General features: G+C 55.8%; 12 protein-coding genes. 2 read left to right on the plus strand and 10 right to left on the minus strand.

The annotated features are described in order from the left end of the window. The 7 genes from PA598K_RS37435 to PA598K_RS28315 all read right to left on the minus strand — a co-directional run. Positions 1-162: sulfatase-like hydrolase/transferase (locus tag PA598K_RS37435; protein WP_148092002.1), on the minus strand; the 162-nt coding region annotated here is incomplete at its 3' end. A 13-nt stretch (positions 163-175) separates the two neighbouring features. After that, positions 176-1,723 (minus strand): sulfatase family protein, encoded by a 1,548-nt coding sequence (locus PA598K_RS28290; RefSeq protein ID WP_128660157.1) that lies wholly within the window; start codon positions 1,721-1,723, stop codon positions 176-178. Beyond that, positions 1,724-3,046, minus strand: a complete 1,323-nt coding sequence (locus tag PA598K_RS28295) for a sulfatase family protein (RefSeq protein ID WP_128660158.1) — start codon at positions 3,044-3,046, stop codon at positions 1,724-1,726. It lies immediately after the preceding gene. A gap of 24 nt (positions 3,047-3,070) precedes the next feature. Beyond that, the gene (locus tag PA598K_RS28300; RefSeq protein WP_128660159.1) at positions 3,071-3,928 is read right to left on the minus strand and encodes a carbohydrate ABC transporter permease; all 858 of its coding nucleotides are present in this window, start codon (positions 3,926-3,928) and stop codon (positions 3,071-3,073) included. A gap of 1 nt (position 3,929) precedes the next feature. Beyond that, a complete protein-coding gene (locus PA598K_RS28305; RefSeq protein ID WP_128660160.1) occupies positions 3,930-4,826 on the minus strand; it encodes an ABC transporter permease in 897 nt (298 codons plus the stop codon). Between the two features lie 21 nt (positions 4,827-4,847). After that, the gene (locus PA598K_RS28310) at positions 4,848-6,395 is read right to left on the minus strand and encodes an extracellular solute-binding protein (protein ID WP_128660161.1); all 1,548 of its coding nucleotides are present in this window, start codon (positions 6,393-6,395) and stop codon (positions 4,848-4,850) included. Positions 6,396-6,418: 23 nt separating this feature from the next. Continuing rightward, positions 6,419-7,870 carry a sulfatase family protein gene (locus PA598K_RS28315; RefSeq protein ID WP_128660162.1) on the minus strand — a complete coding sequence of 484 codons (1,452 nt, stop codon included), beginning with the start codon at positions 7,868-7,870 and terminating at the stop codon, positions 6,419-6,421. Positions 7,871-8,050: 180 nt separating this feature from the next. Between PA598K_RS28315 and PA598K_RS28320 the strand changes: the two genes are divergently transcribed. Continuing rightward, positions 8,051-8,845: a helix-turn-helix domain-containing protein gene (locus tag PA598K_RS28320; protein ID WP_128660163.1), complete on the plus strand. Its 795-nt coding sequence runs from the start codon at positions 8,051-8,053 to the stop codon at positions 8,843-8,845. Between the two features lie 49 nt (positions 8,846-8,894). On the opposite strand, the gene PA598K_RS37440 is transcribed toward PA598K_RS28320, so the two are convergent. From PA598K_RS37440 to PA598K_RS28335, 3 genes are read right to left on the minus strand one after another with little or no spacing between them, the layout of a single operon-like run. Beyond that, a complete protein-coding gene (locus PA598K_RS37440; RefSeq protein WP_128660164.1) occupies positions 8,895-9,809 on the minus strand; it encodes a glycine betaine ABC transporter substrate-binding protein in 915 nt (304 codons plus the stop codon). A gap of 15 nt (positions 9,810-9,824) precedes the next feature. Beyond that, a complete protein-coding gene (locus PA598K_RS37445) occupies positions 9,825-10,658 on the minus strand; it encodes an ABC transporter permease (protein ID WP_128660165.1) in 834 nt (277 codons plus the stop codon). Positions 10,659-10,661: 3 nt separating this feature from the next. Next, positions 10,662-11,855, minus strand: a complete 1,194-nt coding sequence (locus tag PA598K_RS28335; protein WP_128660166.1) for a quaternary amine ABC transporter ATP-binding protein — start codon at positions 11,853-11,855, stop codon at positions 10,662-10,664. A gap of 300 nt (positions 11,856-12,155) precedes the next feature. Between PA598K_RS28335 and PA598K_RS28340 the strand changes: the two genes are divergently transcribed. Continuing rightward, the gene (locus PA598K_RS28340; protein ID WP_128660167.1) at positions 12,156-12,719 is read left to right on the plus strand and encodes a GbsR/MarR family transcriptional regulator; all 564 of its coding nucleotides are present in this window, start codon (positions 12,156-12,158) and stop codon (positions 12,717-12,719) included. Positions 12,720-13,155: the final 436 nt, after the last annotated feature.

The raw sequence follows: 13,155 nt of genomic DNA on the forward strand, positions 1-13,155 counted from the left end.
GACCGCAGCCGTCGCGAACGCCTGCCGGTACAGCGTGCCTTGCTCGGCCAGCTTGTCGATATGGGGCGTCCGGGCAAGCGAGTCGCCGTAGCAGCCGAATCGCGGGCTGACGTCCTCGAGCGATATCCATAAGATGTTAGGCTTCGTGGATGGGTGCTGCACCTTTTAACGCCTCCTATTCGCCCGACATTCGGGCTCCGATCTTGGCTTGTAAAAAACCTGCGGCAGGGCTCGGCCCGGCGGGGAACTCTTGGGGATGTCGGCGGACCAGCTCCGGCACCAGATGCCCCCTTCCCGTCTCTTCGAGACGCTTCATATAGCCTGGCAGATAGCCTTTGGCATGAAACGGACCGCCTTCCTTCAGCACTGTCCATAACGGGTCTGTTGCGTCGTTGTTGGCCTTCATCATCTCGTCATGCCACTGCGTCAACAAGTAGACGGCTTCCATGCACAGCTCCCGATGCTCGGCTGCGACATTGCGCTGCTCGTAAGGATCGTCCGCCAGATTGAAGAGCATCTCTTGATCGAACAGATGGAACCCGTCGTGGTAGGTGCGGATATAGATCCATTCCCGAAAACGGACGCTTCGCTGTGCGACATGGGCGCATTGCGACACAATGAGATAATCGCGGCCGCTGTCCGTTCCCTCCTGCAGGACAGGCGCATAGCTGACGCCATTCCACTCGGGATACGGCGGCTGTCCCAGCAGCGCCGCTAACGTCGGCAACAGATCGAGATGGTAGTGCAAGCCGTCGTCGACGATGCCCTGCTTCAGCCCCGGCCAACGAATAATCATCGGTATTCGGCAAGTGCCCTGATCGGCCGTCGCATGCTCGCCGTAGATGCCGAGCTGTCCCATGTTCTCGCCATGATCGGCAGAGATGACGATGATCGTCTCCTCCATCACGCCCAGCTCCTCCAAGACGGCGAACAAGCGGCCGATATGCTCGTCCATATAACGAATTCCGCAATCGTATCCGTCGATCATTCGACGCAAATCGGCCATATCCCGAATCTCTCCGGGATGTCTCGGATAACGCAGAGACGACCGGTTATCGTAGGTCTTGTGTCGGAAATCGATGTTCAGCTCATGTACGCAGTGCGAGCCGACCATTTGCTTATGGTTGTCCAGCGTCTGCTCATTCAGCCACTCCGGCAGCGGCTCCTGCTCGAAGGGGTTGCCGAACTCTGCCGGAGTGCGATAAGGCGTATGCGGGTCCCAATAGTTAATGTACAAAAACCAGTCGTCCTTATCCGCATTCCGCCGAATCCAGTCCAGCGCGACCGGCGTCACATGCTCCGCCGACTCATTGCCGTACCGGCCTGTGTTGAGGATCTCGTTGAACCCCGCGTAAAAATGAAAGGTCGAATGGCGCTGCGCAAACGGACTGATCAGCACCGTATTCATATTAGCCGCCAGGTTCAAGTAAGAGGGAAGCGAGCCGCCGCAGGACAGCTTGCCCATTAATTCGCGTTCCCGCCCTTCGAGCTTCATGTCACCCGCCGTTCCGCCATGCCCTACCAAGCCGTTCACCAGACCGAATTTCCCGCTCATAAGCGCCGTTCGGGACGGAGCGCACGGGGCGTCGGAGGTATAGTAATTGTTGAACCGGACGCCTTCTGCGGCGATCTTGTCGATGTTCGGCGACGTGTTCCTGTGGTACCCGTAACAGCCGAGATGATCTGGACTCGTCGAATCCAGATCCAGAAATAACAGTCTCATTTAAACATCCCTTCCCCACGGATTAGTTGGATCTACGATCGGTTCGCGCGTCAGTCCTCCCGTCTCCTCCCACCATTGATCAACCCGGCTTTTCAACGAGCTGCGAATGGCAGCATGGGCAGGCGCCGACGCCACATTCACTATCTCATCGGGATCGGCCTCCAGGTCGTACAGCTCCTCAAGCTCCTCTTCATAATAAAAGACGTATTTCCACTTGGCCGTCTGGATGCCGCGGAACGGATGGAACCCCCAGTACGCCTTGTAATGCTCAAAAAACACCGCCTCCTCCGGCGGACGCTCCGTGCGGTCGAGCAGCTGCAAAAAGGAGCCGGCTTCAAACGATTCCGACACCGGCAGACCGGCCGCTGCAAGCAGCGTTCCCGGCACCGCTGCCGAGGAAAGCAAGTCGGGAATAATTTTTCTGTGCGGCTCGTGCCCCGGAACATAGAGAATCATCGGTACATTGTACAGTTCCTTATACGGGAGCACACCCTTTAATCGCAACCGGTGCGCGCCTTGCATATCGCCATGGTCGCTCGTAAACAGGATCACCGTGTCGCGCAGCAGTCCCTTCCGCTCCAGCTGATCGAGCAGCCGACCCAGGTTCCGATCCATCAAAGCGAGCATCGCGCGGTATCGCTGCGCGTCTCTTCGGACGATAGCTTCCGTCAGGAGCGATTCCGCCTTCTCTGCCCGCTGCTTCTGGAACGCGGGCTTGGTGGACAGATCGTCGGCATAGAAGCTGTCCGGCACCGGCATCTCCGCCAGCGGGAACGACGCTGCATAGGAGGGCAGATATTCGAACGGCTGATCCTCCGGCGTGTTTGGATGGGGCATATACCAGCATACCTTCATAAAAAACGGCTTGTCTCCTTCGTAATCCGCCAAGTAATTCAACGCCTGCGTCGTCGTAACGGCATCTCGATGGCTATGGAAGCGCGAATCCTCGCGGGCTCCGTCAAGCTCCAGTCCGTCTGTGCGGTAGTCCGTCACTTGAAAGTGATGATCGGCTGGCGTCAAGCCGAGATGCCACTTGCCGAAGTAGACCGTTTCGTATCCATAGGCATTAAATGCCTTGGCAATTCCCCATTCCTGCGGATCGAGCACATGGCCAATATTGTTGACACCGACTTTGTGCGGGTATTTGCCGGTCATCCAGGCCGCCCGCGATGGCGTGCATTGCGCCGAAGCGCTGATCGCCCCCGTAAATCGGACGCCCATCGCGGCCAATTGATCCAGACGAGGCGTCCGATAGCTCGGATCGGCGCAGCCCATCGCCTTCATTTGTTGTTGATCCGTCGAGATCATCAGCACATTTCTCATCGATTGATCTTCCCCTTATCCGGCTTATCCTTTTACCGATCCGATCATCATCCCCTGGTTGAAATACTTCTGCAAGAACGGATAACAAAGAACCAGAGGAAGCGCCGTGACGACGACTGCGGCCATCTTGACCGGCGGCCCGTATTCGTACCCTCCGACAGAGCGCAGCATGCCGGTATCGCTATCGAGCAGAAACTGCCGCAAGAAGGACTGAATCGGCCATTTGGCGGCATTGTTCAAGTACAGGATCGCTTGAAAATAATTGTTCCAGTGCGCAACGGCGTACATCAAGGCAATCGTGACGACGGAAGGAACGGACAACGGGAGCACGATCCGAAGCAGCAATCGCAGTTCGCCGCAGCCGTCTATCCGCGCCGCCTCCTCCAGCTCCATAGGGAAGCTAGCGAAAAAGCTCCGCATAATGATCAGCAAAAACGGAAAAATAGCGCCCGTCAAATAAATCGCCCAGTAGCTGTCCAGCAGCTCAAGCTCGCGTACGACGAGATAGGTCGGAATCATGCCGCCATGGAATATCATCGTAAACAGCACAAGGATATTCAAAAATCGCCGCCCGCGCAGCCAGCGCTTCGACAGCCCGTACGCCATCAACAAGGTGAAGGCCAGGCTGATCGCCGTTCCGCACACGGTCAGGACGAAGGTATTGCGGTACGAATGCATGAAATTTTCATTCATCATTAAATAGCCGTAAGCGTTGATCGTCCACTTCTGCGGAAAAATAAAAAATCCTCGCGCATAATATTCGGCGTTCGACGCAAATGAACTGAACAAAATATAGGAAAAGGGAAGCGCGATAAACAACACGATGAGAAGGAGCGTCAGATAAATCAAGCCGTCGGATAAGAGATTGAATTTTTTCCTCATGTCAGTAAACCCCTTCTTCTCCGAACTTCTTGGCCAATCGGTTGAAGGTTAAGACAAGCACAAGCCCGACCACCGACTTGAATAGTCCCATCGCCGTCGTAAAGCCAAATTCCCCTTGCTGAATGCCGTTGCGGTACACATACGTATCGAACACATCCGAGACGCCCAGATTCAGCGCATTTTGCAGCAGCAAAATTTGCTCAAAGCCAACGTCCATCACCTGCCCCAATCGCAAAATAAACATCACGATTACGATCGTCCGCAAACCGGGCAAGGTGATATGCCATAGCTGCCGCCAGCGCCCCGCCCCATCGACATAAGCCGCTTCATATAACCCCGGGTCCACCGACGCTAATGCGGCCAGAAATATAATCGTGCCCCACCCCATCTCCTTCCAGATGTTCTGCGACAAGAACAACACCTGAAAGTAAGACGGATCGGTCAGCAGCTCGATGCGCGGTTGCCCTTGTTCCGCCAACAGCCTGTTAATGCCGCCGTCCTGGGTAGCGAACAGGACGACGGTAATGCCGGCGACGACAACCCACGATACAAAATGAGGAATATAAATCGTCGTCTGGACGAATTTTTTGACCCACGGCAGCTTCACTTCATGCAGCAAAATAGCCATGGCGATCGGTATCGGGAAAAAGAAAAACAGATTGATGCCGCTTAGCACAAATGTATTGCGCAAAATGATCCAAAAGTCATGCTCCGTGAACAGCCTCCGAAAATGAGCGATACCGACCCAAGGACTGCTCGAAAACCCGCTGAAGGGGTCATAGTCCTTGAAGGCGAGCGCCAGCCCCCCCATGGGAAGGTAACGAAACACGATGAAAAACAGCAGTCCCGGAAGTATCATCAAATAGATCGGCCAGCCGCGTTTCCAGGCAGAATGCATGACGTTTGATCCTCCCCCTCCTTAGGGTTGAAGCTTTTTGATTTGCTCATTGATGTCGGCCGTTATTTTGTCTCCGCCGTTTTTCAGCCAGTCGGCTGCCGCTTGATCGACCGCCTCCACCGGAGCCTGACCGACGATGATTTTCGTAATTGTCGCTATCCATTTCTCGTCCAGGCTCGGGGCGAGCTTCGACTGCACCTCGGAGACGACCTCTGCGGCAGGGTTGGGCCATGCGTACTTGGCGTTGTTGTCGTTCCATTGCTGAAGTTGGTCGATCAGCGTCTGCTCCTCCCACTTATGCATCTGGATCAGCGGGTCGGCGCGGCGGAAAAACCAGGTCGAGAGCAGCTGCGGGCGATCGGTATCGTAAGCATCGAGCTTCTTGAATGCGCCGTTTTCAGACGTCCAGTGCACATTCTCCACGCCATTTTTGATCAGATCATAGCCTTCGTCCGAGAGCATATAATCGAGCAACATCAGGATGCGCTGCTGCTTCTCCTGCTCGATTCCGTTATGAATGACAATCTTCGCCGTCATCGGCAATGTGCTCGTCCCCTGCTTGCCTGTAGGCCCTACTGGCGGAAGCACCTGCTCGATCCGGGCATCGGGATGCGTTTTTTGCAAATTCGGGAACGACGTAGTGAACAGCTCGCCGGGAACGTATTCCGCGATTCCTACCGTGCTTGCCACGAATTTCGCCTTGTGATCATTGTTCTTGTTAGTGACGAAATCCTTGTCCAGCCCGCCGCTCTCGTACTGCTCGCGAAGGAAACCGACGAAGGACTTCAACTCCTCCGTCTGCGTCTTGTAGTTCACTAAGCCGTCGCCCGACTGATACCACTCGTTGCCCAGTCCAAAGGCAGCCAGAATCGGCGAAATACCGCTGAACTTGCCGTTCGTGATACCGAAGGAAAAGCCGCTCGTATCCTGTTTGCCGTTGCCGTCCGGGTCCTCCGTCGCGAATGCCGTGGCCACCTGTCCGAATTCCTCAATCGTCGTCGGCACACTCAATTCGAGCTTGTCCAGCCAATCCTTGCGGACGGCCAAGGAATCTCTTGTGTCCTGGATGTAATAGGGGAGGCCATAGTAATGATCGGATGGGTTTTCGATTTTAAGACCTTCCTCGGTCAAATACGTCGTGAAGTTTGGATATTTTTCCACATACGGCTTGACGTCGAGGAATATGTTTTTGTCCCGCCATTTGATGAACTCGTTTTGCTGAACGAAGAAAACATCCGGGAAGCTGTTGGACGCCGCCATCGCATTTTGTTTCTCCGCAAGCTCGGATGCGGGCACCCATTGAATTTGCAAATCGATATTCAGCTTTTCATTGAGCCGCTGCACCACCGCATTGTCGCCTTGCCAGCCCCCGCCGGCGTAGCTGGGCGCGAGAAGGCTGATCGTCAACTTCTTGCTCGTATCTGCGGACGCATCATGAGTCGTATCCGCCGGCGCGGCCGATCCGGTTGCCGGGGGCGACTCCGACTGTGCGCCCTGGTTCGCATTGCCGCAGCCGGCCGCCCCTGCCACCAACAATGTAGACAAGGCCAATAATGTAAGTTTCTTCACCTGTTAATCCTCCTCAGTTCGTCTCACGCTTCTATAATCGGCGCCCATCGCAGCTGCGCCGGGGGCGTGCGATCGAGCACGAAGTCCCGTCTTCGCCGGCACCATTGGGCCGCATCCCGATATTGCGGAAGCTCGATCACATTTCGTTGCTCATCCGGGTCTTCTTGCAGATCGTATAGCTGCTCCGGCACGCGGTCGGGATCGTCGTACTGCAGCGAGCGCACATACTTCCAGCGCTCCGACAGGATCATCTGCCATTGGCCTGCGCATTCCGAGAATGCGTAGTCCCGCACTCGCCCCGCCTCCCCGGCGACGATCGGAAGCAACGAACGACAGGGCACCCGATCGTGAAAAGCCGGCCAGTCCTTACTCAGCGCCTGCTGCGGATCGATGCCCGCAACATCAAGGATCGTCGCCGTCAGATCCGTAAGCTCCACCGGAGAGTCGTTGCGCTCTCCGTTCAGCCAATCGGGGTGTCGGATCGCGGCGGGCACGACAACCGAAGCGCGCATGGGAGACTGCTTTTGCACACGCCCGTGATCGCCCATCATCTCGCCGTGATCGGCGACAAACAAGATGACGGTGTCGTCTAATATCCCCTTCTCCTCCAGCTTCGCGAACAGTCGGCCGACTTGCTCGTCGATAATCCGGATCATTGCTTTGTACGCCCGACGCATCCGGTACAAATGGCGTTTTGTCGTATCCGTGAGCGAGCCGTCCGGGCCGGGGAGGAAGTCGTCCTCCTCCTCATACGGGATCTGCTCGAGGTAAGAAGCAGGCGGGTCATACGGCGGATGAGGACCGACAAACGAGCCGAGCAGAAAAAACGGCTGCTCCCCCGCTCCCTGCTCGATCGCCTCCACCAGCTTGTCGCCGATTACGATATCCAAATAATTGCGTTCTCCGAAAGGAAACGGCTCACCCGTAAAATTTTGCTGCTCGGCGATATTCGTATTCGTGCCGCTTCGCGCATTAAACGCCCTGTATGCTTCCAGTAATCCCTGCCGATCCAGATGCTCGGCATAATCGCAATAATTGCGGCTTACCAGTTGCTTGCCCGCCGCTTCCCACACCTCATCGAAGCCGAATTGCCTGATCTCGTCCTTGAGATCGGTTAACGGGTGGCCTCGCCCGATCGGCGTGCCGAACTTCCAGCCCTGCAGCCAATGCAGCTTGCCGATGCCGATGGTGCGGTAGCCATGCTCCTGGAGGGCGCGCAAATAGGTCGGGTGCTGCGGCGAAAGGTCGCCCGACATCGCCGTCATGCCGATCTGATGCGTGTACTTTCCGGTCAGCAGCGCAGAGCGGGCCGGCGAACAGACCGGATTGACGGAGACGCAGCGGGTGAATCCGACGCTGTCGGCGATTCGGTCGATGTTCGGCGTCGCCAGACGACCGCCGCCGTGATAGCTTACATGATCCAGCCGATGTTGATCGGTCATGAGCAAGAGGATGTTTTTTTTGTGCCGAACCATACTTCACCCCGCAGATTGAACATTGGATTAAATCATACTAAATTACTTGGAATAGTTGTATAATATATTAAAAGCTATTCCTGCCGCAATGTACGTTTCTACAATCGATTGGACAATTCGCTTATGAAATGACTGGAAATTATGCGGTCGCCTAAGTAAAATACAGGGGTGGAGAGACCTATGCTTCGATTGCTGCTTGCAAGTTTCGATGATTTTATCCCGTCTTGGCGCAACTATGAACAGGTGCTTGCGATGAATGTAATGGCGCTCGTCACGCAGGGCGTCGTCATTTATCAATTGGATGGGCAAAGGCACGAGGTGCGAAAGGGCGAGGTGTTGTTCATCCCTAAGGGGACTCGACGCGAGGCCCTCAACGATGAGAGCGGACCGCATCAGAAATATACCGTCATGTTCGATTACGAGACGGACAGTCAATTGTACATTCCAATACTTGATCGGCGCGCGGTAACCCGAATGCGCATCCGGCATTTCGATTACTTGAAGACGCGATTTGCCCAGCTTTATCAGGAGTATCAGGGATCGGGATCGCTCACGCGGATGATTTCCCTGAACTTGCTGCAAGAAATATTGCTGTTGGTCAGCAGAGAAGCGGAGCTTAACGATGTCTCGCCATTCAAGCTAACGCTAGCCAAAAAACTCGAGCATTACCTGCTCGAGCATTACCGTCAGCCCGTCGAGATCAAGGATTTGTCCGCGCTCATCGGCCGCTCGCCCAATTATACGTCCTCCCTGTTCAAGGAAGTGGCAGGTCAATCGCCGATTCAGTTTATGCACTATTTGCGCATTTCGGAGGCGCGCCGGTTGTTGCTCCACACCAACATGACGTTGCCGGAGATTTCCCAGTACTTGGGCTACTACGACAACTCGCATTTTATCCGGATGTTCAAAAAGCTGATGTTGTCCACGCCCACCCAGTTCCGCGCCAGACACGAGGGAGATATGGAACGGCTATAAGAAAAAAGGCCAACCCATGTCGGGTTGACCTTCAGCTTGCGGCAATAGATTACTCCACCCAAGCGCTCACTTTATCGTCATTGGCCGCGACCCAGTCCTTGGCCGCTTCCTCCGGCGACTTGCCTTCCATAATCTCGACCATCACCTCGGCCATATCGTCCGGCGTCCAGTTGAACTTGTCGAGCATCGCATAGGCATCGGCGTGGTCGTCCTGCAAGCCTTGACGGACGAAGGTGTGGATCTGCTCGTCGCCGCCGTAGACGTTGAGCGGGTCCTCCAGATACTTCAGATCCATGCTGGCGAACTTCCAGTGCGGCGTCCAGCCGGTGACGATGATCGGATCTTCATTGGCATAAGCATTTTGCAGTTGCTGCGCCATCGCCGCCGAGGAGCTCTCCAGCAGCGTCCATTCGCCGCGCAGCTCATAGTCGTCGAGCACCTTCTCCGTGGACATCATGATGCCTGCGCCCGGCTCGATCCCGGTGATCGTGTAATCGACCGCCGCGCCAGCGTCGGTATTTTTCAGATCCTCGATGCTGTTGACATCCTCCATGTACGTCGGTACGACCAGACCGATCCGGGTGCCGTCCAGATTCGGGCCAAGATCCTCGACACGCTCGCCATACGTCTCCAGATAACTCGCATGCGTCGTCGGCAGCCAGGCGGCTACCATCGCATCGGCGCTGCCATCGGCGATACCGGCCCACATCGGCCCGGCGTCGACCTGCAGCATTGTCACTTTATAGCCTAGCTTCTCCTCCAGCACCTCTTTGACGACGTACGTACTGGCGATCTCGGAATCCCACGCGACGTAAGCCAGCTTCAGCTCGCCTCCCGAGCTGCCGGAGCCGCCCGAGCCGCCTGTATTGCCTGTCTCGCCGCCGCTGCCTCCACTGCCGCCGCCACACGCCGCCAGCATACTTGCCATAGCTACCATTGTAATTCCCAGTTTCCATTTCTTCATAAGTCTAACTACCCCCTATTGTTTTTTCTTGCGCACGACATTTTGCGTCAGCCGGTCGAGCACGATCGCCAGTACGACAATCGCGATGCCCGCCTCGAACCCTACGCCGGTCTTGGCTTGCGTCACAGCGCGGTAGACGTCTGCGCCTACGCCCTGCGCCCCGATCATCGAGGCGATGACGACCATCGACAGCGACAGCATGATCGTCTGGTTGATCCCGGCCATGATGGTCGGCAGGGCGATCGGCAGCTGCAGCTTGAACAGCTTTTGCGACGCGGTTGAGCCGAAGGCGTCAGCCGCCTCCACGAGCTCGCCCGGCACTTGTCGGATGCCCAGATTGGTCAACCGGATCGTCGGCGGGATCGCGAATATGATCGACGCGATCACGCCCGGCACGACGCCCAGCGAGAAGAACGTAATCGCCGGCAACAGATAGACGAACGCCGGCATCGTCTGCATAAAGTCCAGGATCGGCGTGACGATATTCTGCACGGCGTTTTTGCGGGCGCACAGGATGCCAATCGGCACGCCGATCAACACAGACAGCAGCGCCGCTGTCAGCACGAGGGCAAGCGTCTGCATCGTCCCGGACCAGTACCCGAGATTGTAGATCAGGTACAAGCCGACGAGCGCGAACAGCCCCATCCGCCACTTGGCGACATACCAGGTCAACGCAGTGACGAGCAGGATCAACACCAGCGGCGGGAACAGCTGCAGGAACGACTCCAGCCCGTTTACCGTATGTCCGACGATCAACCGGATGAAATCAAACAGCGGCGAAAGATACGTCTTCAGCCCTTTCTCCAGCGAGTCGATCCACTGAGCTAACGGGATTTTCGGAATATCCATCGTTTACGCACCTGCTTCCGGTACGGTGTTGCCCGCCAGCGCGGCCAGTACAGCACCTTTGATGATGATGCCCTTGAGCCGGTGCTCGTCATCAATGACGGCGACCGGCAATCGGGTCGTGCTGATCGTATCGAACAGATCGTTGAGCAGCGTATCCGGCGAGACAGACGGCAGCTCGCGCTGGATGATGCTCTCGAGCGGCTGACCGTCCTTGACGGCCTGCGAGGCGTCTTCGGCGCTGATGACGCCGACCAGCTTTTTGGCCTTGTCGACGACATACAGGTTGGACACGCCGCGCTCCCGCATCAGCTGCAGGGCGACGCGCGGTCCGCGCTCCGAGGTGATCGTCTCCGGCTTGCGCATCACATGCGAGGCAGTCAGCACCTTGGACAGATCGACGTCCTCGACGAAGCGCTCGACGTAACTGTTGGCTGGCTGCATGAGGATCTCCTCCGGCGAGCCGATCTGTACGATACTGCCATCCTTCATCAGCGCGATCTGGTCGCCGATACGCAGCGCCTCGTCGAGATCATGCGTGATGAAGACGATCGTCTTTTTCATCTTCGATTGCAGCTCCAGCAGCTCATCCTGCATATCCTTGCGGATCAGCGGATCGAGTGCGCTGAACGCTTCGTCCATCAGCAGGATGTCCGGATCATTGGCCAGACCGCGCGCCAGACCGACGCGCTGCTGCATCCCCCCGCTCAATTGGTCAGGATAGCTGTTTTCCCAGCCGCCCAGTCCGACCAGCTCCAGCGAGATCATCGCCTTCTGACGGCGCTCCGTCTTCGACATCCCCTGCACCTCCATACCGTACTCCACGTTCTGGATGACGGTGCGATGCGGGAACAGGGCGAATTTCTGGAACACCATGCCCATGTTTTTGCGCCGGAATCGACGGAGCTTCTCCGCGCTCATCTTCAGCACATTTTCGCCGTTGAACAGCACCTCGCCGCTCGTTGGCTCGATGAGCCGGTTCAACAGACGAACCAGCGTCGATTTGCCGCTGCCGGACAGCCCCATGATGACGAAGATCTGCCCTTCCTCAATCGCAAAGCTGGCTTGATTGACCCCTACAGTCAGCTTCGTTTCCTTGTGAATTTTCTCTTTGGACCAGCCATCCTCCAACAGAGGAATCGCTCGCTTCGGGTCGGACCCGAATATTTTGGTCAGCTTCTTTACCTCGATAATCGGCATAACTTCCCCCTCGCTATCTGTCTTTACAGTAGGCCGGACTCGTGTGTGAGCAGCGAATCCGGCGATTTGGACAGCGTTCGTCCACTGTCGCTTGACTGGTTACAGTTTATGGTTTTTGGCTTTCAGCGTCAAAAGCGGTATAACCCCGTAATTTACGTACAGTTTAAACTTTACAAACTTTTCGTACCGTATACTCTGTATTTCATTGATTTTCATAGGTGAGTCCGTCTTTACTTTTCCACAGCGCTATGATTACAATACTTATAGTCGAGCAGAGGGCTGAGCCAGCAGGAGGGTATTATGAATAGCATTGATGCGTTACTCGAAGAGGATAGGCAACGTATTCAACATATAAGACAACGCGTGATCGAATCGATCGGCAAAAATATGGATCTCTACGGCATTACGCTCTCAATTGGCCATCTGTACGGCAACATGTACTTTAATGGCAAGCCGGTAACGCTCGACGAGATGAGCCAGACCATGGGTATGAGCAAAACTTCGATGAGTACAGGCATGCGGACGTTGACCGATCTGAAGATGATCAACAAGGTGTGGGAAAAAGGATCGCGGAAGGACTTGTACGAGGTCGTGCCGGATTGGCACCAGAATTTCACGGATTACTTCTCTATTAAATGGCGCAAAGCCGTCGAAATGAATATGAACGTGCTGCTCCGCTCCTTGCGCGAGATCAAGCTGATGCAGGAGCAGCAGCCCGACAACGAAACGCTCCAGCGTATCCTCGAACAGGATGCCGAAAAGATCGGCAGCGCGGTCGATTATTACCGCTGGCTGCTGCGCTTGATCGACTCGTTCGAGGACGGCAGCATCTACGACTTTATTCCGAAGGAAGAGGATCGGTAGCGCTAAGGAGAAGATCGGTAGCGGCGAAGATATCGAATCTAAACTGCTGGACAGATGCGGAAATTGCAGTGCGGATGGGGACCGACGAAGCAGCATGGTATTGGATTTCGAGCGGTCCCTCGGCGAGCGCTGTCCACGCTTGTGACGCCGTTGTTGAAAATGGAGCCAGTCAATGCGCTGACATTTAAGCATCTTCCACAGTGAAGAAGTTTAGTGCAGAAGGCTGCGAAATTGAGAACGGATAACACATTAAAAACGGATGCTTTCTCTCCGCCATTTGGCCAGGAGAGGAAGCATCCGTTTTTGTAAGCAAGCGGGACCTCGCTAGGCCAAGAAAAGCAACAAATCCAGGCCGCGAGCGTCTTTGACGCGATACTTGTGCGATATTTCGCATAAATCCAGGCCGCGAACGCCTACTCCGCGTTACTTGGGCGAT

Origin of the sequence: Paenibacillus sp. 598K (assembly GCF_003851045.1) — a bacterium.
GTDB lineage: Bacteria > Bacillota > Bacilli > Paenibacillales > Paenibacillaceae > Paenibacillus_D.